This window comes from uncultured Butyricimonas sp. (genome assembly GCF_959596855.1).
Lineage (GTDB): Bacteria > Bacteroidota > Bacteroidia > Bacteroidales > Marinifilaceae > Butyricimonas > Butyricimonas muris.
Genome location: NZ_CAUFYA010000004.1, coordinates 150,207 through 176,562 on the forward strand (window position 1 = coordinate 150,207; position 26,356 = coordinate 176,562).

General features: G+C 45.7%; 16 protein-coding genes. 13 read left to right on the top strand and 3 right to left on the bottom strand.

What is annotated here, in order from left to right; translation table 11 throughout:
* Positions 1–4: 4 nt before the first annotated feature.
* From Q5866_RS03320 to Q5866_RS03355, 8 genes are all read left to right on the top strand, one after another.
* Complete coding sequence (locus tag Q5866_RS03320; protein ID WP_227215905.1) at positions 5–865, top strand: putative zinc-binding metallopeptidase; 861 nt, start codon at positions 5–7, stop codon at positions 863–865.
* A 10-nt stretch (positions 866–875) separates the two neighbouring features.
* The gene (locus tag Q5866_RS03325; RefSeq protein ID WP_227215904.1) at positions 876–2,237 is read left to right on the top strand and encodes a DUF4302 domain-containing protein; all 1,362 of its coding nucleotides are present in this window, start codon (positions 876–878) and stop codon (positions 2,235–2,237) included.
* Between the two features lie 25 nt (positions 2,238–2,262).
* Positions 2,263–5,676, top strand: coding sequence for a SusC/RagA family TonB-linked outer membrane protein (locus Q5866_RS03330; protein ID WP_303178773.1), 3,414 nt, complete (start codon positions 2,263–2,265; stop codon positions 5,674–5,676).
* Between the two features lie 14 nt (positions 5,677–5,690).
* Positions 5,691–7,226, top strand: coding sequence for a RagB/SusD family nutrient uptake outer membrane protein (locus Q5866_RS03335; protein WP_303178775.1), 1,536 nt, complete (start codon positions 5,691–5,693; stop codon positions 7,224–7,226).
* 16 nt (positions 7,227–7,242) lie between these two features.
* Entirely contained in the window at positions 7,243–8,133 is an 891-nt protein-coding gene (locus Q5866_RS03340; protein WP_292266227.1) for a substrate import-associated zinc metallohydrolase lipoprotein, read from the top strand.
* Positions 8,134–8,135: 2 nt separating this feature from the next.
* Positions 8,136–9,437 (top strand): DUF4302 domain-containing protein, encoded by a 1,302-nt coding sequence (locus Q5866_RS03345; RefSeq protein ID WP_292266229.1) that lies wholly within the window; start codon positions 8,136–8,138, stop codon positions 9,435–9,437.
* Positions 9,438–9,456: 19 nt separating this feature from the next.
* Positions 9,457–12,348, top strand: a complete 2,892-nt coding sequence (locus Q5866_RS03350) for a BACON domain-containing carbohydrate-binding protein (protein WP_303178778.1) — start codon at positions 9,457–9,459, stop codon at positions 12,346–12,348.
* 81 nt (positions 12,349–12,429) lie between these two features.
* Complete coding sequence (locus tag Q5866_RS03355; RefSeq protein ID WP_303178780.1) at positions 12,430–13,383, top strand: hypothetical protein; 954 nt, start codon at positions 12,430–12,432, stop codon at positions 13,381–13,383.
* Positions 13,384–13,465: 82 nt separating this feature from the next.
* Here the strand turns inward: Q5866_RS03355 and Q5866_RS03360 are convergent, their stop codons facing one another.
* From Q5866_RS03360 to Q5866_RS03370, 3 genes are all read right to left on the bottom strand, one after another.
* A complete protein-coding gene (locus Q5866_RS03360) occupies positions 13,466–15,148 on the bottom strand; it encodes an AMP-binding protein (RefSeq protein ID WP_099293656.1) in 1,683 nt (560 codons plus the stop codon).
* 294 nt (positions 15,149–15,442) lie between these two features.
* On the bottom strand, positions 15,443–16,906 hold the full coding sequence (locus tag Q5866_RS03365) for an aminoacyl-histidine dipeptidase (protein WP_227215897.1): 1,464 nt from the start codon (positions 16,904–16,906) through the stop codon (positions 15,443–15,445).
* 145 nt (positions 16,907–17,051) lie between these two features.
* On the bottom strand, positions 17,052–19,262 hold the full coding sequence (locus Q5866_RS03370) for a S9 family peptidase (RefSeq protein WP_303178784.1): 2,211 nt from the start codon (positions 19,260–19,262) through the stop codon (positions 17,052–17,054).
* Between the two features lie 549 nt (positions 19,263–19,811).
* On the opposite strand from Q5866_RS03370, the gene Q5866_RS03375 reads away from it, so the two are divergent.
* The 5 genes from Q5866_RS03375 to Q5866_RS03395 all read left to right on the top strand — a co-directional run.
* Positions 19,812–21,026, top strand: coding sequence for a hypothetical protein (locus Q5866_RS03375; protein WP_303178786.1), 1,215 nt, complete (start codon positions 19,812–19,814; stop codon positions 21,024–21,026).
* A gap of 10 nt (positions 21,027–21,036) precedes the next feature.
* The gene (locus Q5866_RS03380) at positions 21,037–21,954 is read left to right on the top strand and encodes a hypothetical protein (RefSeq protein WP_303178788.1); all 918 of its coding nucleotides are present in this window, start codon (positions 21,037–21,039) and stop codon (positions 21,952–21,954) included.
* Between the two features lie 27 nt (positions 21,955–21,981).
* On the top strand, positions 21,982–22,977 hold the full coding sequence (locus tag Q5866_RS03385; protein WP_099293647.1) for a hypothetical protein: 996 nt from the start codon (positions 21,982–21,984) through the stop codon (positions 22,975–22,977).
* Between the two features lie 99 nt (positions 22,978–23,076).
* Positions 23,077–23,913 carry a hypothetical protein gene (locus Q5866_RS03390; protein ID WP_303178790.1) on the top strand — a complete coding sequence of 279 codons (837 nt, stop codon included), beginning with the start codon at positions 23,077–23,079 and terminating at the stop codon, positions 23,911–23,913.
* A gap of 30 nt (positions 23,914–23,943) precedes the next feature.
* On the top strand, positions 23,944–26,356 hold a 2,413-nt coding region (locus Q5866_RS03395), incomplete at its 3' end, for a BACON domain-containing carbohydrate-binding protein (RefSeq protein WP_303178792.1).

The window sequence follows — 26,356 nt, forward strand, 5'->3', positions numbered from 1 at the left end:
GATTATGAAAAAAGTTTTATTTAGCATTATTATATTGATTTCCTTCCAAGCATTATGGACGGGATGTAGTGAAAATGCCAAGTTCGACGACTCGATCTACGATATAAAGGAGCCTGTCTGGAACGAAGTTGACACGTGGATTTTTGAAAATTACGTGAAGCCGCACAATATAGAGGTTCTTTATCGTTGGAAAGATATCGAAACAGAAGCCAATAAGAACTTGATACCGGCGCAGATAGACACGATTGTTCCTTTCTTGCGGATGGTGAAGCACGGGTGGATTGATACCTATCTGGAGCTTTGCGGGATGGAAGTGATGAACCCGATTTTTCCGAAGCAGATATTGTTATTGGGAAGTGCGGGTTGGAATGAAGACGGTACCAAGACGCAAGGTACCGCCGAGGGTGGTAAAAAGGTGGTATTGTATGAGTTGGAGGAGTATGATCCTAAAAATTGGGATAATGTCATGCATTACATCCGGGTGTTACACCACGAGTTTACGCATATATTGAATCAGAAAAAGGAATATAATCTGGCATTTAAACAGATTACACCGAATTCTTATTCTGCAACATGGACGGGGAATAGCGTGGAACAAGCCCGTTCTCTGGGATTTGTGACACCTTACGCGATGGCAGAACCGGGGGAGGATTTCGCGGAAGTGGTAGCGGAGTACGTGACAAACACGGCTGAATCGTGGGAAGCCTTGTTGGGGAAAATCTCGAACGAAACGGGGAAAAGTAATATCCTGAAAAAGCTGGATATGGTGAGAACTTATCTTGACGAGTCGTGGGGAATAGATATCGATAGGCTTCGGGAGCTTGTAAACACGGCGATAGATGATGTTGTACAAGGAAACTATTAAAGCATAGATTATGAGAAAGATATATTTATCATGGATAATACTGGGGCTATTCTTCACTGCCTGTACCGTGGACAATGATACGGTATTTGACGAGAATGCGGTGGTACGGGTTCAGAAAGTGATTGATAATTGTGCCCAAGAATTGGTGAAACCGGAGTTCGGCTGGAGGATGCTTTACGTGCCTAACCCGGAAACCCACGGGGGGTATAATGTGTTGATGAAGTTTCTGGACTCGGAAAATGTCAGAGTGTATACCGACTTCGTGGAGGAAACTACGCTTTCTACTTATAGTTTTAACGCTTCCCAAGGTCCGGTGTTGAGTTTTGACACTTATTCCTGCCTGCACTATCTGGCAGATCCGAAAAATAAACCCCAAGGAAAAGGATTACAGGGAGAATTTGAGTTCGTGATACAGAGTATTTCGGCGGATTCTATCGTGTTTCTGGGAAAGAAATACAGCAATAAACTTGTATTTACTCCCGCTGAGGAAACCGATTGGACCGAGTTAATGGAGGCTTCCCGTAAGAATATCGAACGGATGGCACCACCGAAAGACGCACCTTTTTTCAGGGGATTGATGATGAACCAGACGGCTATTAATCTGATTTATGATCCGGATACCCGTAGCGCAAGTTACACGTATGCCGATGATGAAACGAAAGAAATCAAGACGGCTCGTACGGCTGTTTTCGGGACGAAAGAAGGAATTGCCTTCCAGCCGAAAATTAAAGTAAACGGGGTCGTGTTGGGCGCATTGAAATATAACGAGGCAAAGGATTTGTTTGAATCGAATACTCCGGGTGTTATCGGTAGTTTGAAATATAGCCATAAACCGCCTTTCCAATTCTACAATTCGGTGAGGGATATGCAGAGCGGTAGTGATCTGGTTGGTTTGGCGAAAATTGGTAAACTTGAACCCAGTATGGCTATTATGTCGGAAATCGTGAAAATGCTTTCCAATATGTCGTTTATGTGCGAGGAGTTGAAAAACGGGTATCCGTTGGCGGTGCTTGCCGGTTTGAAACAAATTAGAATCGTGTGGCAGTTGAATTACAATGGCACGATGGTCGGTCCGTGGCTGAGTTTCTTCGGGGCGGAAAACGGGTTTGCCGAAGCGAATTGTTCATTGGATTTGGGTATGGAGATGGAGGTTTTGCGTGATGACCAGTTGCGCTTCTCGCTTATTCCGGGAAGGATGATGAGTAATAATGATAAATTTTGGTCGAACATGGAATCTCAGATTACTTACGAAACATTTCGGCGGTTCTTCACCGACCCGGCAGGATTCACGATTGTTCCGGCCGGTAATAATCAGTATTATTTTGTGAATCTGGCAGACTCCAAACGTTGGATCGTGTTGACAAAAGAATAATCGATGTGATTTAAAAAGAATGTTTATGAATATGATTCAGAATAAATTACGAAATATATACTTGCTGTTATTTTTTCTTGTAGCGTGGAACGGGCATTTGTTCGCGGAGCGGGAGATAAGTAACGTGATGACGGCAAGGAACGTTTTCACGCGGGATACCGTGAAAAAGGATTCCAGTGTCATTATACAAGGTCAGGTTTTTGATGAAGCTAATACTTCGCTTCCCGGTGTGACGATTAAGATTAAAGGTACACAAGCGGGTACGGTTTCGGATGCCGATGGAAAATTTAAATTGACACTTCCGGGAGGGAAATATACTTTGATATTTACTTATGTCGGTTACAAGAACCGGGAAATAAGCAGCACGGACACGAGGGCGTTGAGAAAGGTCGTGTTGCAGGAAGATGTACAATCTATTGACGAGGTCGTTGTGACCGGTTACCAGACGATTGACCGTAAACTCTTTACCGGTGCGGCATCCGTGGTGAGAGCCGATCAGCTGGAATCGGACGGGGCGAATGACATCGCCCGTATGTTGCAAGGAAAAGCTGCCGGCGTTGCCATACAGAACGTGTCGGGTACTTTCGGTGCGGCTCCTAAATTGAAAATTCGAGGTTCTTCTTCTATTTTCGGAGAAATGCGGCCTCTGTGGGTAATTGACGGGGTGGTGTTGGAAGACGTGGTAGAGGTTAGTGCCGACGAACTTTCATCGGGTGACGCCACTACTTTGATCAGTTCCGCCGTGGCAGGTCTGAACGGGGATGATATCGAAACTTTTCAGATATTGAAAGATGCTTCGGCAACAGCTCTTTACGGGGCGAGAGCCATGAACGGCGTGATTGTAATCACGACTAAAAAGGGTAAAGTCGGACAGATGAAGTTGAATTATTCGGGAGAGTTTTCCGTGCGGCAAGTGCCTTCCTATCGGGAGTACAACATCATGAATTCCCAGCAACAGATGGGTGTGTACCTTGATTTGGAAAGTAAAGGCTGGCTGAGTTACGTGGGGATACGGAACGGTGCTAACGGTGGTGTTTATCGTAAAATGTACGATGCCTTGAGTGACTATTATGACGAGTCGGGTTTTGAAGTTGAGAATACCCGGGAAGGACGGGCAAAGTTCTTGCAAAAATACGAGAAATTGAACACGAATTGGTTCAAGGCACTTTTCCGCCCGAGTATACAGCAAAGTCATTCCGTGTCCATGACAACGGGATTGGAGAAGGCTAGATTCTATGCTTCTTTGAGTTATTTCGGTGACCCGGGGTGGTCGCCCACGGATGACGTGAAGCGTTTTACGGCGAATATCAATACAACGATAGATCTTGCCAAGTGGATTAGTATAAACATATTGACAAACGGCTCCATGCGTTTGCAGAAAGCACCGGGAACCCTTTCCCGGTCAGTGGATGCGCAAGCGGGAACAATTTTGCGGGCGTTTGATATCAACCCGTTCAGTTATGCCTTAAACACAAGCCGGGTGCTGCGTCCGAGGGATGACAATGGAAATCCCGAGTATTACGTGATGAATTATGCCCCGTTCAGCATCTTGAACGAGTTGGATAATAACCAGATTGATATCGAGTTGTTGGATACGCGGTTTCAAGCGGAAGTGGAGTTGAAACCGTGGAGGCCGCTTAACGTGAAATTGATGGGTTCCGTGCGTTACGTGAAGAGTAGCCGGGAACATCAGATTCACGAAAATTCCAATATGGCGGAGTCTTACCGGGCGGATTATAACACGATGGTACGCGAATATAACGGTAATTTGTACCGGGACCCGGATAATATTACCGGGGTACCTGTTTCCGTGTTGCCGAAAGGTGGTTTCTATACCCGTTCGGATAACTCCCTGCTGAACTATTATTTCCGCGGGATGGCGGGTTACAACGATTTATTGAATGATTTCCACAACGTGAGCGTGTTGGTGGGAATGGAATTGAAAAGTACCAAACGTACGGCTTCCGAGAACTATGGTTACGGGATGCAATATGACCGGGGAAATGTTCCTTTCGTGGATTACAGGATATTGAAAAAAGCGATAGAACAAGGACTTTCTTATTTCGATTACAAAAATATGACCGATCGGTTTGTGGCTCTGTTTGCCACGGCGGGGTATTCCTTCAACGAGCGGTACACGTTGAACGGTACGGTACGTTATGACGGTTCCAACAAATTGGGTAAATCGAAAACTTCCCGTTGGCTGCCGACGTGGAACGTCAGTGGTGCATGGCATTTGAAGAGTGAATGGTTCCTGCGGCATACCGAGTGGTTGTCAAGATGGACATTCCGCGCGACATACGGGTTGACGGCTAACATGGGACCCGCCACTAATGCGGCAGTGGTATATAGAAACGCGATACAGTATCGTCCGGTGGATTACCGGGAGAACGGTATTTATATCGAGGAACTGGAGAACTCTGATATTACTTGGGAAAAGCAATACGAGTTGAACATCGGTATGGACTTGGGTATATTCAATAACCGTTTCAGTCTGACCGTTGACTGGTACAAACGTTCCGGTTTCGATTTGATCGGTTTGATGCGGTCTGCTGGTATCGGGGGAAAGAGTTTCAAGTTTGCCAACTACGCGGATATGACTTCTCACGGGTTCGAGTTCACGTTGAACACGAAAAATATCAATACCCGTGGTTTCAAGTGGGAAACAAATATGACCTTCTCTTACAACAAGAATAAAATTACCAACTTGTACTCGAACCCGCGGGTGATAGACTTGTTGCCGGTAGAGGGATACCCGAAGGAGAATTACCCTGTGCGGGGACTCTATTCCATACCGTTTGTCGGATTGAATAGTGAAGGTATGCCCGTGTTGATGAACGAGAACGGGGTGGCTACTGTCGGGGAGGTTAATTTTGAAGAGGTGAATAAAACGGATTACTTGATTTACGAGGGACCGGTTGACCCGAAAATGATTGGTGGGTTTGACAACACGTTTAACTTCAAGAATTTCAAGGTAGGTATATTCTTCACGTACCAGTTCGGAAGTAAATTGCGTCTTTACCCTTCATTCAGTGCCCGGTATTCCGATTTGTTGGGTATGGGACGAGAATTTGCTGATCGTTGGATGTTGCCCGGAGATGAAGAGATAACCAATATTCCGGCTATCCCTACCGTGCGCGATAATCAGAATTACCCTTATCTGGAAAGAGCGTACAATGCTTATAATTATTCTAACGTACGCGTGGCTAAAGGGGATTTCATTCGCTTGAAAGATATTTACGTGACCTACAACGTGCCGTCGAATATCGTGAAGAAAATAAAGCTGAATAATTTATCCGTAAGAGCGGCGATTTCTAATGTAGCCCTGTTATTGTCGGATAAAAAACTGAAAGGGCAAGATCCCGAGTTCGTGCGTTCCGGTGGGGTTGCGCTTCCCGTGCCGAGGCAATACACGTTTACATTGAAATTTGGATTCTAACTAAATATTTTGCTATGAAGAAAAGTAATTTGACATTTATCATGATGGGACTACTGCTATTCTGCGGGTGTGACGACTTCCTGAATGAGGAACCGGACGATCGGGCAAAAGTTGAGAGTCCAAGTGATATAAAAGAATTATTAGTGAATGCTTATCCGCGCTCCAGTTATTTTGTGATTTGCGAGATGATGAGTGATAACGTGGCGGATAGAGGGTTCAGCAATAGTTGTGCGACCGCGGTAACCGACGATGAGATGTACCATTGGAAGGACGGGACGGATAGTGATGCGGATTCTCCTTTTGCCGTGTGGACAGGATGGTACGAGGGAATCGCCGCGGCGAATTATGCTTTGCGGGTGATTGACAGTAAACCGGATCAGGAGAACTATAACGCAATGCGGGGTGAAGCCTTGTTATGCCGGGCTTTGGGGCATTTCCTGCTCGTTAATTTGTGGGCGGAACATTACGATCCTGCCACGGCATCGACGGCTCCGGGGATTCCTTACGTGACGGAGCCGGAAACCGTGGCGATCAAAGAGTATACGCGCAATACAATGGAAGAGGTGTACGATATGATTGAATCGGATCTTCGCCGAGGTCTGGCTTTGATAGACGATAAAAGTTATACTATGCCTAAATTCCATTTCACGAAGCGGGCGGCTCACGCGTTCGCTGCACGATTCTATACTTACAAGGGTACGGATTGGGATAAGGTGGTTTACCATACTTTACAGGCGGCACCGGAGAATTTTGCCACGGAAATGCGGGATTATAGCGTGTTGAATAATATGACTATCATGGAATACATGAAAGAATACACGAATCCCGCCTTGGCAAATATCCTGCTTACCGTGTGCATGGAAACTTATTGGAATGATTTGTACCAGACTTGTCCCCCGAAGAACTCGCGTTACGTGTTGAGTCCGGCGATGGCTTATTCTTTATTTCATCCCAATTCCTCCAATAATCTTCAACGCGGGCGTTGGGTGTACCGGAAGGAAGGTACGGGAACTTCGGCGTCATCGATGGTCAAGTTTTATGCTTACTTTAAGAATATATCGGAAACATCTAACTGGGGAAACACTTACGTGAATATGCCAATGTTCACGGTGGAAGATGTTGCGTTAAATCGGGCGGAAGCCTATACGATGCTGGGGGATACGACACGTGCCTTGCAAACGATTAATCGCTTCCTGAGCATGAGAACAGCGGATTACGATCCGGTAAAGCATCAAGTGAATATGAAGAGAATTATAACCTATTTTCAAGAGCCTTCATGGGATAATCAGCGTCCGGAACCTCACTATAAGGCAGAATTGGATGCCGATGAAAATAAATTATACCTGATGATGGCTATTGCCTACCTGCGACGCAAGGAATTTATGCAAGAAGGTATGCGTTGGTTTGATATCAAGCGTTTCCACTTGCCCGTGGTACATACCTTGCATTGGGAGGGAACGGAGATTGCTTTGGATCGCTACGATAAGCGACGTGCGTTACAAATCCCGCAGGAAGCACAGAAGGTGGGGGTAATACCCAATGAACGTTAACCTTAAATTTATCCTTATGAAAATGAATCGTTTAAAATATTGGATATTTACAATCTTGTTTACCGGATTGTTGGCAGCTTGTTCGGATGATGACGATTTTTCCGATACAATTCTGGATACGACTCCAGAACCGTTGACGGAAACGGATGTTTGGATCATGGAGAATTTTACTCAATCTCATAACATAGATGTAATTTATAAATGGCGCGACTTTGAGACCAATCAGGAACTGAATCTGGTTCCGCCTTCTGAAGACCGGGTGATTCCCTTTCTCGATGTGATTCGTCGGGTATGGATGGAGCCGTATATTAAATTGGGGGGAGTTTCTTTTTTCAATAAAACAGCCCCGAAACAGTTGATGCTCGTGGGGTCGGCTGGATACTTGGAGGACGGTCTTTACCTTTTGGGTGAAGCCGAACAGGGTAACCGGATTACGGTCTATTCGATCAACAATTCCGATCCTTACGAGGAAGGTATGTTATTACGGAACACGAATACGTTCCATCACGAGTACGTGCATATCTTGCACCAGTTGGAAAAATATCCGCCGGCTTTCGAGGAAATCAGCGCGATGGACTACACGACGAATTGGGCTGCAATCTCCGACCCGTATCAATTAGGTTTCGTGTCCAATTATGCGGCGGCGGATGCTAACGAGGATTTTGCTGAAACAGTAGCAAAATTTATTATGATGGATGACGAAAATTGGCAGGGGATGTTTTTATACCCGGATTCTGAGGAAGCAAGGAAAAAATTGAAAGAAAAAGAAACCATCATGCTACAGTACATGAAGAATGTTTGGGGAATTGATATGCACCAATTGCGTAAACTGGTGCAGGATGAAATTGCCAAGATTCTGAAGGAAAATAAACAGGATAATGAAGAAGAACAATCTAATGACGACTAGCTATGAGTAAGATAATGATATACGTATTGATCGGGATGTTGACCTTCATCGTGGGGTGTGAGGTAAATAACGACTACGTTTTTGATGATATATCAACTCACCGGATCACGAAATACATAGAAGAATGTGAAGCCGTGTTGCAGGAAGCTCCCCACGGCTGGAAATTGGTATATTACCCGGACACGAGCCAATACGGGGCTTTTACCTTTTTGATGAGGTTCCATGACGGCAATCGTGTAGCGATGCAATGGGACGGAGATCAAGATGTGACGGAAAGTAACTATTCTTTTAATACTTCTCAAGGACCGATATTAAGTTTCGGAACCTATTCCTTATTGCATAAGTTGGCGGATCCCACACCCGATGTTATCGGAGGTAAACCGGGACTCGGTTTCGGCGGGGAGTACGAGTTCCTGATCCAGAATGTCAGTGACCGGAAAATCGAATTTCTCTCGAAGAAAAAGAAAAGGAAAGTGATATTGGAATGGGCAGCCTCGGAAGATTGGGATAACATGGAGCATAACCGGGAAATGGTACAGCGTTTTGCTGTTGACCCGCAACTACCGTTATACCATTATTTACAAATCGGCGATCAGCTGGCTTGCTTCCTGTATAGCCAGAAAATGCGTATGGTTTACATGGTATGCCCGGAAGGAAATTCGGTACAGGCGTATCGTCTGCCGTGGTCTTCCACTCCGCGGGGGATTCGTTTTGATGAACCGGTCACTTTTGCGGGTATCACTTTTTCGGAAGTGACGATTGATGCCAATGGTGTCATGAGTATCGTGGATGCCGACGAGAAAGGTCATTTTTTTAGAGCGGAAAACAAAGAACAGAATTGTCTGGTACGTTATCCGGGAGCTGTCGCTGCTTCCAAAAAGTATGACGGTTTTAATCTGGTGGAGTGTGGAAGTGGATTTGACGTGTTGGTTCCTAAAGATAGAGGAGTAGAAGAATTTCGTTTCTACTGGAATCTGGCGGGTTACGCCGGGGTGGAACTCTATATGCGTAGGGAAACCGGTATTGCCACTTATGCAACTTTATACCCGCATACGGTTGTGGATGACGGAATCGGAGATTGTATCGTGTTCACGAAACCTGAATTTCCGAGATACGAGATTGGCGGGGCTGTGACGAATACCGATTATTCTTGGTTTGGTTTTTCTTACGAGAAAATATTGGAGCCATTGTTTCTGACATCGGAAGGATTGACCGTGCTTGCCTTTGGGAAGCAGACGTTTATCGTTAAAAACGGCGATAGTACCGTTTGGGGACTATGTAGCGCGAAAGAAGGTAGGGATTAATTAATTAACAATGAAGATTATGAAAACGATAAGATTACTGATAATATTGTTGATAACCTACATGGGGTATAGCTGTAGCGATGAGGAAGAATCATTGAAAAAGTTTATCTCCGACAAGGTGGAAATATCAGATTTAGAGTTGATTATTCCGTCAGGAAGACTTACCGAGAGGACAATTATTACTTCAGATATTGATTGGACGATAGAGGGAGGCGATGGTTGGTGTTCCTATGAACCGAAAAGTGGAGGGGCGGGAACGACAATTGTGAATTTTACCCTAGAACCCAACATGGAGTATGATGATCGTAGTGTGAATGTCACGCTTTTAGCGGGAGGAAAGAAGTACACATTGACCGTGTACCAGAAAAAGAAGGATGCTATCATTCTTTCGAAAGACAAGTTCGACGATATTGGGATGGAAGGGGATGAGATAACAGTCAATTTGCAGACTAATATCGACTATCGGGTAGAGATTCCGACAGCATCCGCCTCTTGGATCACGGTTTTGCCGGAAGGCAGGAGTAGTGGTTTGGCTCGTGGGTTGGAAAATAAATCCATGTCTTTTAAAATTGATGCGACACGGGATGAAAGTGCCCGGGTAGGAGAGATTATTTTTATGAGTGTCGAGGACGAGAAGTTGAGAGATACCGTCTATGTTTATCAAGTGCAACGGGATGTTATTGTGCTTTCCCGGTCAGAATATGTTGTGCCGCTAGAGGGGCAGACGTTGAAAATTGATTTACGTTCGAATGTAACATATGACGTGGAGATTCCGCAAGACGTGGACTGGCTGCGTTTGGATCCCGGGCGTCAACGTTCGCCCCGAGTGGATCGTTTGTTGCTGCAAGTAGATGAATTTATGGATGGAGAAACCAGAAATTGCGTGGTTACCGTCAGGGATAGAAATAATCCCTCGTTATACGCGGAAATAAAAGTTTTACAGATAGATCGGGAGATTATTGTGATCGAGGATTCCGAATTTGTTGTAGACAGAGTATTGACAGCTCCGCGGGAAGAAGCAACCTACACGTTGAACATCTCGGATAATATTGACGGGCGTTATGAACTTGTTATTCCCAACCATGCTAATTGGATTCAGCCTGCTCCCGTGACTTTTGGGTTAGCATCGGGAAGTATGCGGATCAAATTGACAGAGAACCCGATTGATAAAACGCAGCGTATGGCTAAAATTTTTGTGCGAGGGATAGATAATCACGAAACTGTTGATACATTGACTGTCGTTCAGGCCGGAGGTATAGAAGCGGATCTTGACGAGCGGAAAATCATCTATGAAATAGCATTAGCTTTGGATTTCGAGAATTGGCCTGACGTTTTTAAAAAAGCTTGGTCTATGGAAAAACCGATAGAAGAGTGGTATGGGGTGAAAACACGTGACGGTAAAGTGATTGAACTTACATTCCCGGCGGATGGAAACGGACAGATTTCTCCTAAAATCGGAGAACTTACTCACTTGGAAACTTTGAGTTTCGGTGGTAGTTACACTGTTGCCGGGCGTAGGGTTTCCGGACCGATACCGCCAGAAATCAGTAGGTTGACGAATTTGAAAAAGTTATCGTTGAGAGGTGATTTTACAGAATTTCCGGTAGAATTTGGGGCTTTGGAAAGTCTTGAAGATTTGACCTTGAATTTCTCTTTCTATGATGCGTTGGATGTGATAGGTGATCTCGAGAATTTGAAAAGATTGACCATCACAACCGGTTTTGCCGGTCCGATGTCGGAGAACTGGGCAAAATTGACAAAATTGGAATACCTGAGTCTTTCTACGACTGGATTCACGTCAGTAGAACCTGTCGAACGCATGGTGTCGTTGAAGACGCTTTCTTTGTCCAATTGCAAGAATGTGCAAGGTGCTCTTCCCGGTGGAGTGGGATATTTGACGGCTTTGGAATCGTTGTCTATAACCAATAGTTCGTTCTCCGACCTGTGTACTTCATTGGGAAGTCTAGTGAATCTTAAAACATTGACCATCACTGGAAATAACTTCAATTTTATTCCGGAAGATATTGGTGGATGTAAATCATTGATCACGCTGAACATGAGCGGTAATAATATTAGCGGGACGATACCGGAATCTATCGGGGATTTGGTAAATGTTACCACGTTAAATTTGAATAGCAATCAATTGACAGGGAATATTCCCGCAACGATCGGCGGAATGAGGGAAGTTACTTCCATTGAATTGAAAAATAACCGATTAACGGGAATTATTCCTTCTTCTGTCGGCAACTTGGTAAAAGTAACTAAGCTTGACTTGAGTAACAATCGATTGATAGGCTTATGCCCGGAGATCGGTAATATGTATGCCTTGAAAACATTGGATGTATCGGATAATCGTTTGGAAGGGACGATACCTTCATTGGGCAAATTAACAGCATTAGCTACTGTTAAATTATCCAGAAACTCATTGTCGGGGACCATACCGATGGATTGGAATAAGAACATGACGGGATTGTCAAGGATAGAATTAACTAATAATCAGTTGGAGGGTGAAATACCGAGTACTTTAGCGTTGTTGCCTAAATTGACATACTTGTGTCTGGATTCGAATAGGCTGGTGGGAGAGATACCATCTACTTTATTTAAGGTAACCACTTTGAAGGATCTTTATTTGCAAGATAATCAATTAAGTGGAGAACTTTCTGTTGATTTTGCTAATTTCAAGTTGAACAACCTTGATTTACGTGATAATAATTTTGAAGGTGCTATTCCGGAGAAAATTAGTGAAGGTGGTTTTTCTCTCTCGACGAGTGTTTTGCATTTAAGTGGCAACAGATTGACAGGGACAATTCCGCTGAATTTGTGGTCTAAAATGGAGAGTCACCCTAATTGGTCAATTCGAGAACAGCAGAATGGGGTTATATTGGCTCCTCCTCCCGGTAAAACGGAATGATTGAAATAGAGATTGTTCGAGAGGTATAAAGACTCTTGATGTTTGCCTCTCGAACACCTTTTGAATTTAAAAATATTGGATATGAAGACTAGATGGATACACATATTAGGAATACTTTTTCTGACATCTCTTTTTGTCGGATGTAGTGATGATAACGAGAACGAGCCGGAAGTGCCTGATCCCGGTACTGAAACCCCGGAGGCATTAGTTGCCCCCTCGGATTTGAGGGTAGCAAGCTACACGTATAATAGCGCGATTTTACTTTGGAAAGGAAACGCCGATAAATATGAAATAAGATTTAACGAGGGAGAAGCCATGGAATTGGAAGGTACCTCGTTCGGGACGGAGTCTTTGCAACGTGAAACGGATTATAATTGGGAAGTGCGGGGAGTCCGAGGGGAGGAATACACGCAATGGGTTAAAGGAGAACCTTTCAAAACCACGGCTTACGTGGACCCCCGTGAACGTTGGTGCGGTGAATGGATGAGTCAGAACTGGGGACTTGCCTTGTATTTTTCCGGTAAAGAGATCGCGTTGGATGATTTTATACCGGAATTGCCCGAGGGAACCTTGAATGAATTGTTGGCTCTGCTCTCTTTCACGATAGAAAAAGAGGGAGGAGAGGAAAGTAATTTGATTCGGGTAATCTCCCCGCTGCTGACAAAATTGGAATTACCGGATTCTTTCACGATTCAGATCGAAGAAGATGAATTCCGTTTGGATATTCCCCGAACAGACACGATCACCATACTTAAAGATGTATCTTTGCCTTTGGCAGACTTCCCGTTTATTTCAGAGATTGACGGAATTAAAGAGTTGATTCAGAACAATAATTTGACGGATTTCAAGTTATTAATTAAACAAATTTCCATCGAATTGGGACCTATGGATACAGAGGAAGATATTATTCCCGCTAAAATCAGCGTGTCTACCGGAATGATTTTAAAGACAGATGCTGAGATAATCAATATGTTGATTAATCTTTTCGACCCGAAATTAAATGGAAATTTCACGGCGGATTTAATGAAAAAATGAATACAAGAAATTGAAAGAATCGAAAAAGAGGTTGTCTAGGCAACCTCTTTTTCTTGTAAATATTCTAGATAAAAAAGAATGATTAATTCATTTTATTATAAAGAAAACGCTTGATCTTGTGAGTCGGGGTTTTTTCAAACGGTTCGTGTTGAACCATTACCAGTTGTAATTTTGAGAAATTATTTACCCGTGCATTCACGTAATCGCGAAGTTCTTGTTTTTGTTCTTCGATATAATCGTTGATCTTCTTTTTATAATCTCCGGCTTGATCTTTGAATTTCTGGTATTGTTTTTCCAGTTCTTCCATGTTGAAATGAACCATGGCAACAAGTTTACCGCTGTTCTCGACAACCAAAGACTCGTTCACGAAACGGAAATTATTGATGATAGATTCTATTTCTTCCGGGTAGATATTTTCACCGGACGCACCTAATATCATCGTTTTAATTCTTCCCCGAATAGCCAGACGACCTTTCTTGTCCAATGTGCCCAAGTCACCGGTTTTAAACCAACCGTCTTCAGTAAAGACCTCGGCGTTGAGTTCCGGGCGTTTATAGTACCCTTGCATCACGTTGGGACCTTTAATCCAGATTTCCCCTTGTCCGGATTTGTCCGGATTGTCGATACGGATGTCAACCCCTTCCATGATAGGACCTACTCCTTGCAGGAATGTTTGCGAAGGATTCGAACCGGCAGCCATGGGAGCGGTTTCCGTCAGACCGTAACCGATAGCGTAGGGGAATTTAGCTTCCCGCAGAAATTGCTCCACGGTACCGTCCAGTTTGGAACCACCGATTCCGAAAAATACCAATTCTCCCCCGAATGTTTCCATCAGTTTCTTGCCCGCCATACGATTCAAAAGTTTACGAGTCGGTGCAAACTTATAAATCGCACTCATGAGTTTTGAACTCGTGAATTTGGGTAAAACTTGCGATTTATATATCTTTTCGATAATCAACGGCACGGACAAAACAACGGTAGGACGTATTTTCTGCATCGCCGGAACCAGTAATTTCGGTGTCGGTACACGGTCGAGATAGAAAACTTGAGCACCGAACATAAGCGGTAGCAAAAGTCCCAGCGTGTTCTCGTAAGTATGTGCCATCGGCAATATACTCAAGAAGCGATCGGCTTCACTCACGTGTTGGATAGTACAGCATTGGCGTGCGTCCCACACGAGGTTTTTGTGTGTCAGTACTACACCTTTCGAGAATCCGGTTGTTCCTGAAGTATAGATGATCGACGCGATGTCTTCCTCCTCGATGGAAATTTCCGGGAGAGGAGTCGTGTTATTCAAATCGATATCCGGTACTAACTTGTCCAAATCTTCCGGTTGGTAACATCCTTCCGGCATCGTGGCGAAGTTATTGATCAGGATTTTATGTTCTAGATAAGGTGTTTTCACATCTTCAAGACATTTTGCCAGTAGGCGGGAAACGAAGATTACCTTTACTTCCGCGTGTTCCAGAATATTCTGCAATTCCGTGGCGCAGAATCCCGGCAAGACAGGTACGGCAATAGCCCCGATGTTCGCGATGGCAAATTGGGTGATTCCCCAGTTCGGCATATTCGCGCTTAATATGGCTACCTTATCACCTTTCTTTACGCCCAAATGAAGTAAATGATTGGCAATAGATACAACTTCGTTATATAAATCTTGGTAAGTTCTTTTTCCGCTTGCGACAAAATTTAAAGACAAATTTTTTGAAAACTTGGAACAGCTTGTTTTCAAGAGTTCCGGTAACGTCAATTTCTTTAAAGTCATGTTCTAATAATATGAATTTTCCCTACAAAGATAATAAAGAAAATAATACGTTGTCGTTAAAATATTGCAAAATAGAGTAAATGACTTGAAGATGAGGCAGAAGTCGTAACTAAAGGAACCATGTTTCGTAAACTATTGGTTGTAGCGGAAATGTTTGTAAGTATTGTAAAATATAGGTGTTTACGGGTTCTAACTTTTCATAAAATTACATCTTTCCTCTTGATAGCTAAAAAGAAGGATAAATATTGAAAGTAACCCTTCCTTCATCGGAAAGGTTACTCTCAATGATATTATTTATTTCGTCGGAATAGCAGCTAATGTAGCTTTCAAGAATTCCCAGAATTTACCAACGGATTCGATGTTTACTTTCTCGTCCGGAGAGTGCGGGGAACTGATGGTCGGTCCGAAAGAAATCATGTCCCACTTGGGATAAGTCGAGCCGAGGATACCGCATTCCAGTCCGGCATGGATTGCCATGATAGCGGGTGTCTTCCCGTAGAGTTTATTGTAAACCTCTTCCATTTCTTTGCGGATAGCTGAATCCGGATTCGGTTTCCAGCCCGGGTATTCTCCGACAAAATTAATCTTGGAAGCTCCGGCGAGTTCAAACACGGAGTCAACTACTTGCGCGAGCGATGTCTTGGCTGTTTCCACGGATGAACGCATCAACATGTAAATCTCGATTTTACCGTCACCGCCCTTCACGATTGCTAAATTGTTGGATGTTTCCACCGTGTCCGGCATAGAGTCAATCATGCGCATCGCGCCGTTCGGGCAAGCCTTGATAGCGTTGATTAAATTGTATTGCGTTTGTTCCGGCATTACGTTTTGCGGCATAGCGCTTTCTTCTGCCGTGAGGATAAGGTTCGGTTCTTTAGCGCTTAATTCTGCTTTAAAGATACCCTCGTACTCCTTCACTTTAGCAAGGAATTTATCCACATTGGCAGCCGGAACGGTGACAATACCGAATGCTTCACGCGGGATAGCGTTTCTCATGTTACCTCCCGACACCGAAGCGAGGCGGAGTCCTAACTCTTTGCTGACAGCTTTCAAGAAACGGAAGAACAATTTGTTGGCATTTCCTCTGCCTAAATTGATATCCATTCCGGAGTGTCCGCCCTTCAATCCTTTTAAAGTTAATTGGAATGCTTTACTTCCGGCGGGAACGGCTTCCGGCGTGTAAGTGAATTCGATTTCCCCGTCGATACCCCCGGCACAACCCACGTATAGTTCTCCTTCGGTTTCAGAATCGAGATTCAACAAAATATCGCCTTTTACCCAGTTCGGGCGGATACCGTTTGCCCCGTCCATACCGGTTTCCTCGGTAGCGGTAATCAATACTTCAATCGGTCCGTGAGGAATGTCTTTTGACAACAAGATACCCATTCCGGCGGCAACACCGATACCGTTATCCGCGCCGAGCGTGGTTCCGTCAGCCGTTACCCAATCCCCGTCAACGTATGCCTCTATCGGGTCCTTGGTGAAATCATGTTGCTTGTCTTCATTCTTTTGAGGAACCATATCCAAGTGTCCTTGAAGAATCACTCCTTTACGGTTTTCCATACCCGGGGTAGCCGGTTTGCTCAATAATATATTGAAAGCCTCGTCCATTTCAGCGTGGATTCCGTTTTCCTTTGCCCAGTTCATCACGAATTCTCTCGCTTTTTCCTCGTGGTTGGAAGGACGCGGAACTTGAGTCAGTTTATAAAAGTTTTCCCAGATAGCCTGAGGTTCTAACGTACAGATACATTTACTCATAACGTTTTATTTTTTAGTTTTATGGTTTAAGATTCCAACCCCGTTCTCGTGAAGACCGAAAGTGTGAAATCCGAATTATTTCTATCGTTGGCAAGTTATAAAAAAAATAAATAAGTTGCGATTTAAATCGCAACTTATACATTTTTTATTTCAAGTGTTGATTCAAATAGTCAACGAATTTTGTGTAGAGGTGCAGTCGGGTCACGCCACCGTAAATACTGTGATTCCGGTTGGTGTAAATCTGCATGTCGAATTGTTTGTTCGCTTGCACGAGAGCTTCTGCCAACTCGTACGCGTTCTGCACGTGCACGTTGTCGTCGGCGGTTCCGTGGCATAACAACAAGTTGCCTTTCAAGTTCTTCACCCAGTTAATAGGGGAGTTGTCGTTATACCCGGACGGGTTGTCTTGCGGGCGACGCATGAAACGTTCCGTGTAAATGGAATCGTAGAATCCCCAGTGCGTCACCGGTGCCACGGCAATAGCGGTCGAGAATACATTGTTCCCTTTCATCAGGCACAGCGAAGACATGAACCCGCCGAAACTCCATCCCCAGATCCCCACTTTGCGGGCATCAATGTACGGTTGCTCCGCGAGCCATTTCCCCGCGGCAATCATATCATCACTCTCGATTTTCCCGAGTTGCATGTAAGTACATTTGCGAAATTCCTCTCCCCGGGCGGCAGTTCCGCGAGGGTCGATACAGGTCACGATATACCCCTCTTGTGCAAGGTATTGCGCCCAATCCATGCCCCATGAATTTCTTACCTGTTGTGAATTTGGACCGCTATATTGGATAATTAATACCGGGTAAGCCTTGGACGCGTTGAAATCGGTCGGTTTCATCATCCACGCGTTCAACAGCGTTTTGCCATCGGCAGCCGGGATTTGGATATATTCCCTCTTGGCTACATTGTATTCCCCGAGTTTTTCTTTTAACACGGCGTTATCCTCCAGCACGCGAACGGCTTTCCCGTTTGCCGTGTAAAGCGTGTACAGGGGAGGCATGTCCGCGTTGGAAACCACGTTCACGAAATATTTAAACGATTTGCTGAATTCTGCCTCGTTCCATCCTTTCGTGGGAGTTAATTTCTTTTTCTTGCCCTTCGCGTCGATGGAATAAACGTATTTTTCAAGGGGTGATTCCTCGTGTGAAGAGTAATAATATAATTTCTTCACCGGATCGTAACCGTAGAAATCGGCTACGTCGTAGTTGCCGGAAGTGATAGGTTGTACTTCCTTGCCCCCCATGGTATATAAATAAAGGTGTGAATAACCGTTTTTCTCGCTGCTCATGATAAAGTTTTTCCCGTCTTCGGTGAAAACCAGATTATCCAGATTTTCTTCCGCTATATAGTACTTGTTTTCCTCGCGATAAAGAACGGTTGTGCTTCCCACGCGGGCGTTGGCAAGGAGGATTTCCAGACGGTTCTGGAAACGGTTCAGTTTCATGATTGCCAATCTCTTGGGGTCTTTCGTCCATTTGATTCTGGGAATGTAGATGTCTGTTTCTTCCCCGATGTTCATCGGGGTGGTAACCCGGTCTTTGATGTCATATACATGAACACTCACGACGGAGTTCGCTTCTCCGGCTTTCGGGTATTTATAGGAATAGTTGGAAGGATAAGTCGCGTTCTCTTTTAGCGCGGGGGATTGTCCTTGAAACATGTTCATGTGAAATATTTTCACGTTCGATTCGTCGAATTTGATGAATGCCAAGGCGGACCCGTCGGGAGCCCACTCGAAAGCTTTGTTGAAAGCGAACTCTTCTTCATACACCCAATCGGGAGCTCCATTGATAATCTCGTTGAATTTCCCGTCAAAAGTAATCTGAATCTCTGAACCGAAACGCAGGTCGGAAATGAAGATATTGTTGTCGCGCACGAACGCTATCTTTGTTCCCACGGGCGAGAAAGTCGCCAGACGTTGGCTGCCGCCCTCTGAAAGGGGTTTCAACTCCCTGTTCTTGAAATCAAAAACGTAATAGTCGGCAGTGAATGAACGACGGTAGATTGGTTGGATATTCGTGTAAATCAATATATGGCTTTCGTCCGGGCTGAACTCGTAATCTTGAATCATTTTCACGTCACCGTATTTCGGGTCGTTCAAATCGAGAAGAGTCTCGACAGCCTTTCCGGTTTTATAACTGTACATGACAAGCTTTTTCCCCCGGTCTTCCAGTACCGTGTAATGTTCCCCGTCATTCAACGAGCGGAGTCCCGTGATTCCTTGCGTCCTGAAGGTGTAATTCAGGCAGAAATCATTCAACGTGAATTTTTTGCCCTGATTCTGCGCGCTTCCGGGGAGGGCGAACCCCACGATAAACATACATACAATAAACTTATAAATCATCCTCATGACAATTATTTTTAATTTTTAATTTGGGCAAAGATAAAAATATAAGATTAAAAAAAGGAGTACGCTGGAATGTTTTAGACTGGAGCGGGAAGAATTAATCGTGAAATAAGTAAAATTATTGTTATTATATTTGTATATTATTTATACTTGATTAGTACCATCTCCTATTCAACTCCCATTCAACTCCCATTCAACTCCCATTCAACTCCTATTTTAATGGTTGGATAATAGAAAAATAATTGTAATTGAATAAAAAATGTTACATGTATTGTATATCGATAATAACATGATGAAATAATGATGATTATAAAATAGGGTTGAAATCTTTTTGGATGTAAGGCTGATTTTGTGACGTGATAAAACGATCGTTTAATCATGTACAAATATAAAACTTTTTTCATTATTAGTAAACGATAGCTATTTTATTTTCGAAATTCATAATCAAGTATTTGTGAATTTGTCGATAATCGTCATTCGTTACAGATTGAATTATCAATAAACGATCGTTTTTTGATAGAGGAATTGTGAATTTAATCGTGCGTTAATCGATTGAAAATAATATTGTTGAAGGTGAAAAAGGTGGTTTTGAATTGGAATATGATAGAGCAACGATGGATGTATATTTGTTGTTTGTTCATGTGTTTGGAGGTGAATTGTTTGTATGCGCAAGAGGAAACGATTTACCGGACAAAGCAATTGGAAGAGATAGGACAAATGTTGGAAACCTGCGGTATATCGGCAATGAAGCCGGGAATATATGATGCCGACGCTATATGTCCGGGAAAAAGAGTACGCGTGGAAGCGGGGTTCGGGGGATTGATCTCGAGTATCGGACTGGAACTTTTTGATACACGTGTGGTGGCGGAGTATTTGCGTCCGGTCTATGATTTCGTGGAGCGTTATTTGTTGCGTTTACTCTTGATAGATAAACCGGACGAGATTCTTCGGCTTTTGAATGATGATAAGGTCGGGCTTGTGTTGAACGGGGTGCCTTTCGAGAAAAGTCCCGTGGCGTTGGTTTCGTTCGTGGCGGCGATCCAGCCGGGGACGGATTTCGTGTTCGTTGCCGATACGACTGCTTACAAGGTGGGCTGGGACACCGGAACGGGCACTTTGCAGATGACCTTCCCGAAACAGTACGGGTTAATCGCGGGAAAGGATAAAATCGAGATGGAGGATGATTTCCAGAAAGAGTTGTTCCTGTATATGCCGGAAACCCCGGCGGTGGAGCAAGTCCCTTTGTCTGTGCTGACGGCTGTCCCCGGGTGCGGGTATTACAGGCGGAGGGGTGAACATTATATCATTCCGGCGTTGTGTTCCGACCGTTATTATCATGTTGCTCTTGATAGTGTGGTTACTCTTTTGTTTGATAAGGATTGCCCGGAAGCCTCTCTCGCGAATCTTTTTTTGGAAGGGGAGCGGATCAGACACGAGGTATTTATGGAGGTTGAACATAGGCGTTACGGTAAGCGTTACGATCATTTGGAATTGCCCGTTAATAGTTGGGTAGCTTTTTGTAAGGGTGAAAAGTGTGTGCCTTATTTTGGTGTGGAGGAGATTGCCCGGGGAAAGGTCACGGGTACCGTTATTATGGTGAACTCCGATTTGGGTTACAATCACGTGTTGTATTACGAGTGCGACCGGCAGAAATTTTTGAAGGGGGATTATTCCTTGAAGGGATGGTTGTACACGTATGTTCCCACGCACAACGTGTTGGATTTGTTCGAGGAATATAAATCGAAAGCGAAAAAGTTGAATTATTAAATATGTTATTATGAAACGGTTGTATCTGTTTTTCCTCTGTTTGTTTGTCTTGCACGTGGCGGGAGCGCAAGAACAATATCAAGAGGAGAAAGCGAAAATCAAAGAAATCAAGTTGAGTGGTAATTATTATTATGCGGATGTCACGATGGATAAGCTGAATGACGCGCGGGAGTTGGCTTTGCAGAACCTGATACTGGGTGTCCAGTCGGATTTGTCTGTGGGCAAGGAGATTATTCCGCATATCAAGGAGAAGTGGCAGCATATCGCTTTGATGCGGGAGAACAAGCAGCGGGTGTTTGCCTATATATATAAAGGGGACGTGAATGAAAAGTTCGCGGGACAAAAAGCAACTACCGGGGAGACGATAGAGAAGAAGGATTCGGTAGAGGTGCTTCCGGTGAAAAAAGATACTCTGGCGGACACTCCGGTGAAGGATATTCTCGTGGATAAGGATACAACCGGTAGTGAGGAGCGGGTGGACGTGACGGCTGTTGCTAAAGAAGAGGTGGTGCCCGATACGGTGAAGACGGTCGAAGTGCAACGGGTGACGGATACTGTCACGGTTGTGCGGAAAGACACGGTAGTGGTTACTCGTCGTGACACGGTGGTGGTGCGCGAGGTCGTGAAGGAGGAGGCACCCCGGGGTACGGGTAACCCGATGCTCGACAAGATATTGACGTTCCGGAAAATCGAGGAGTTGCAGCGTTATTTCGTGGAGCAGAAGGAGAAGGGAAAATTGATGTTCGGGAAATTGAGTTCCGCGGTTACCCCGGAGCAGTGTTACATGGTGATTTTCTCCCGTTCGGGGGAGGTGACAGCTATCTTGGGCAAGGGAACGGCAACCCGGCGCAACCTGACAAAAGGCACGGAGGGCGACCGACTCGAGAATTACCCGAACCAAGGCAAGGTGTGGTTCCAGTTGTATTGATAAGGTGTGAAAAAACAGATAAATGCTATGAAAAAGAAGCTATTTTTCGGGTGGTTATTTCTCTGCGCGTGCTGTATGCTCGGGGGAAATGTTTCAGCCCAGTACAGTACGGATTTTTTCCTGACGGATATGCAGGATGAAGTAGTGAAAGAGCGGGTGCAGCAGTCGCTCACGAAATTGTTGACCGAGGTGAATATGGCACAGTTCGAGAGGAGGCAGCCGGAGTTGGTGGGATGCGGGTTGGATGGCGGTGCGGTGTCGGACGTGATGGCGTTGTGGAAGACGAGCCCGTTTCGGTGTGCGGAAACGGAGGTGATCGAGAAGTGTTTGCAGACGCCTTCCGGTTATCAGGTGCGCAATATCCCCTTGGTGATGGAGCCTTTGGACCCCGAGGCGTACGGGGACGACACCTATCAGGAGGCTGTCGTGAATTTCTCCCGTTCGGGGGAGATTACCGGGGTTTATTTCGCTATCGGGATGCATCTTTATAGCAAGGTGATTCGGAGTAATATCACGGTGACCGATCTGCGCCGCAGGCAGGTGATCCTCGATTTCGTGGAGAATTTCCGGACGGCGTACAACCGGAAAGACCTTGTGTTTCTTGATCAGGTGTTTAGCGACAATGCTTTGATCATCACGGGAAAAGTGGTCAAGTCGGTGAAGGGTGGCGATAACCCGTTCCGTTTGAATCACGACATCGAGTATAAACGCCAGACGAAACAGGAGTATATGGCGAATTTGCGGAACGTGTTCAATAGCAATAAGATGATCCGTGTCATTTTCGACGACATCAAGGTGGTGAAGCATCCCGCCAAGGAGCATTATTACGGGGTGACGTTGAAACAGGGGTTCACGTCCGACCGTTACCATGACGTGGGGTACGTTTTCCTGTTGATGGATTTCAAGGATGAAACGAACCCGATGATTCACGTGCGCACGTGGCAACCCGATAAGTACGAGGACGGTACGGATTTGCCCGCCGATAAGATTTTCTCCCTTTCGGATTTCGATGACGGGGAGTGAGCGGGTGTTTGCTTTTTGTCGGACAAGTGAACTTGTTACAGTCGTTTTATTTCATGAATGGTAGTGAAATAGAGATTTAAAATTATGAATATGAGATGTATGAAATTTTTATTGGTATTGGTGTTTTGCTGTGTCGGGCTTGCCCAATTACAGGCGCAGAAAAAGTTGGTGATTCAGCAACAAGAATCACGAACCTCGTTCTTTCCCGAGGAAGGGAAGGCTTGTGTCGAGTTTCTCTCGCCGCTGGAGGATTTGAATATTAAGTCTACTTTCGGGGAGCAGCCGGAGAAGAGCCTGAACGAGGACGGGTTGCACGTGTATCGTTTCGTGTTTGATTTGACGGACGAGATGAAGCGGACGTTGTATATCTCTGCCGAGGGTTTCGTGAGGGAGGAGTTGCGGTTGGTGATGTCGCCGAAGCAACGGTTGTATTACACGGTGTTCCCTCCCGACGAGAGTCCTTACCGCTGGGGTATGACGGCGGAGTACTTGTACTCGGGTACGGCACCTGTCGGCGGGCGTGTAGGTTTCGGGAAACGTTTCGGTTTTTACGGTTCTTTCAAGAAATCGAACGTGAAAGAAGAGGGATTCCGTATCGAGGAGATTACCGAGGAGTATGACACGAAAGGCTCCGCGGACAAGGGGTATATCCGGGAGAGTTATATTGCCGGCGTGAGCATGGGGCTTTATCGCTGGTGTTTTCTTCATTTGGGAGGCGGTTTCGGTAAATACGGTCGCCAGTGGGAGAGCAAGAGTGGTGAGCGTTACGTGAGTGACTTTCAAGAGGGACCGGAGGTGGAACTGGGATTGAGTTTCCGGTTAGGACCGATCGTGTTGTCGGGGACGGCTAACGCCTTGATCGGTGACGATTTCATGTGCGATTACACTGCCGGTATCGGTTTCGTGATCAATTTCCAGAAAAAGAAGAAACGGTAGGGGTGTTAAGTTAAAAATTTAGAGAGGATTATGATGAAAGCAAGAATATTTAAAGCGTTTGCCTTGTTGCTTTGGTTGGGGCTTTGGCAAACGGGTTGCTACCCGGATAAGTTTGACCCGGAGGGTGACGAGGTAGGACCGATGGCCACGTTGGATTTCTCGAATCCCAGCGTGGAGTTCAAGGCGGAGGCGGAGAGCCGCACGGTGATGGTGACGACGAATTACAAGACTTACCGGGTGGATGTGCCGGAAGAGGCGTCGTCGTGGTGCCGCGTGACGTCAGAGGGCATGACGTTGACGATTGCCGTCGACGAGAACCCGTTCAACCGGGAACGCTCGGCGACAATATCCGTGACCGTGGGAAAGGGGAGCAAGGAGTTGACGAAGACGGTTTCCGTGTTCCAGTTGGGAACGTTGCCCCAGATAAAAATTTCGGATTCGCGTTTGAACTTCGTACGGGAAAATGCCGGGGCAAAAGAGGTGACGGTAACGACCAACCAAGACGAGTGGACGTATAGCGCGGTGGGCGGAAATGATGCTTGGTTCGAGGTAACTCGGGACGGGGATAAATTGCGTGTCAAGCCGCGGGGTGCAAACACGGGCAAGGATACCAGAAGGGGGTATATAAATTTGACTTCCGCGAGTGCCATGACAGACGTGACGGCTTCCGGGATGGTGATGGTGGAGCAATTGGGTACCGCTCCCGCGGTTTTGTTATCAGAGGAGATGTTGTCTTTTTCTGCTGATGGCGGAGAGTATCGTGTTCAAGTGGTGACGAATCAACCCGATTGGCAACTTCATTTGCCACCGGTAGACTGGTACGAGGCTAGTGCCGAAGGTGATGAGATGGTAATTTCCGTGAAGAAAAACACCGGAGGCAATGCCCGGAAATCCGAATTGACGGTAGCGTCGGGTACGGGAAATGCTTTTGCCAATCTTTCGTTGGCGCAGTTGGGAACGGCTGTTTCATTGGAGGTTTCGACCGATGTACTAAAGGTGGCGGCGGCGGAATCGTACTCGACGTTGCGGGTGACGACGAATGCCGACGAGTGGGAGGCATCCGTGACGGGAGGCGCGGACTGGTGCGAGTTGATGGAAGACGCCAATAACGCTATCGTTTACACGAAAGCCTACAGCAACACGACTACGCCCCGCGAGTGCACGATCACTTTCACGGCGGGTAGTTTGCAGAAAACAGTTCGCGTGATACAGTTGCCGAACATGACGTTGACGCTGAATCACGATACCCTGCGGATGGATCCCGCGGGTGAAACCCGAAACGTGTTGGTGCTCACGAATCAAAGTTCATGGGAGTTCTCGATGACCCCGGAAATGGCGGAGTGGTGTACTGTCGCGGCTAGCGGGAATACCCTCACCGTGACAACGGGTGCCAATAACGGCAGTGCGCGTGACGGGGAGATCGCGGTAACCGTCGGGGAGCCGGGGACGGAAAAAAGTGTGATTCTTCGGGTTTCCCAAGACGGATTCTCGGATCGGGATATACTGGTAGCCTTGTACAACGCGACGGATGGCGCTAATTGGATGGAGAATACCTATTGGTGTAGTGATATGCCGCTGTCGGAATGGTACGGGGTAACTTGCAACGAGGAGGGAAGAGTAGTCGAGTTGGAGTTGAGCGGGAATAATTTGAAAGGGAGTATCCCGGGAGAATTGGGCAATCTCTCGAGCTTGACTTATCTGGTCTTGAGTTTTAACCAATTGAGCGGATCAATCCCATCCGCCATGGGGCGCCTTGTCGGCTTGACGGAATTGAGTTTGCATAATAATCAATTGACGGGTGCTATCCCCGCGGAATTAGGCAATCTTTCCAGTGTAACGGAATTGGGATTGGGGAAAAACCAGCTTGGCGGTTCTATCCCGGCAGAGCTTGGGCAGCTGACAGGATTGACGTATTTGGATTTGAGTGAAAATCAATTGACGGGAACGATTCCGGCAGAATTGGGCAATCTGGTGAACTTGACTGCGTTAGATTTGAACGATAACCGGCTGACGGGTTCTATTCCCGCCGCTTTGGGCAATCTTATCGGATTGCAGTCACTCTGGTTGTACAACAACCGGCTGACGGGGGAAATCCCGGAGGAATTGGGTAACCTTACCGGTTTGATGTCGTTGGGTTTGTACAACAATCAATTGACGGGCGCGGTGCCCGCGTCGTTGGGTAACCTTACCGGTTTGATGTCTTTGACCTTGCATAATAACCGCCTTACGGGTATATTTCCCGAGGAGATAAAGGCTTTGCAGTACTGGTCGGGCTTTAACGCCGATGTGAATATCTACCCTCAACAGGAGGGGTACGGTTTCACGCGTCCCGGACCGGCAAGTTACAACGTGACATTGAAGTTGCGCGGGGATAACGGGGAGGCGACCGGACGGGCGGAAAGCAATCCCCTGTACGGGGTGCAGGTGATGAGCCGGGAGAAGG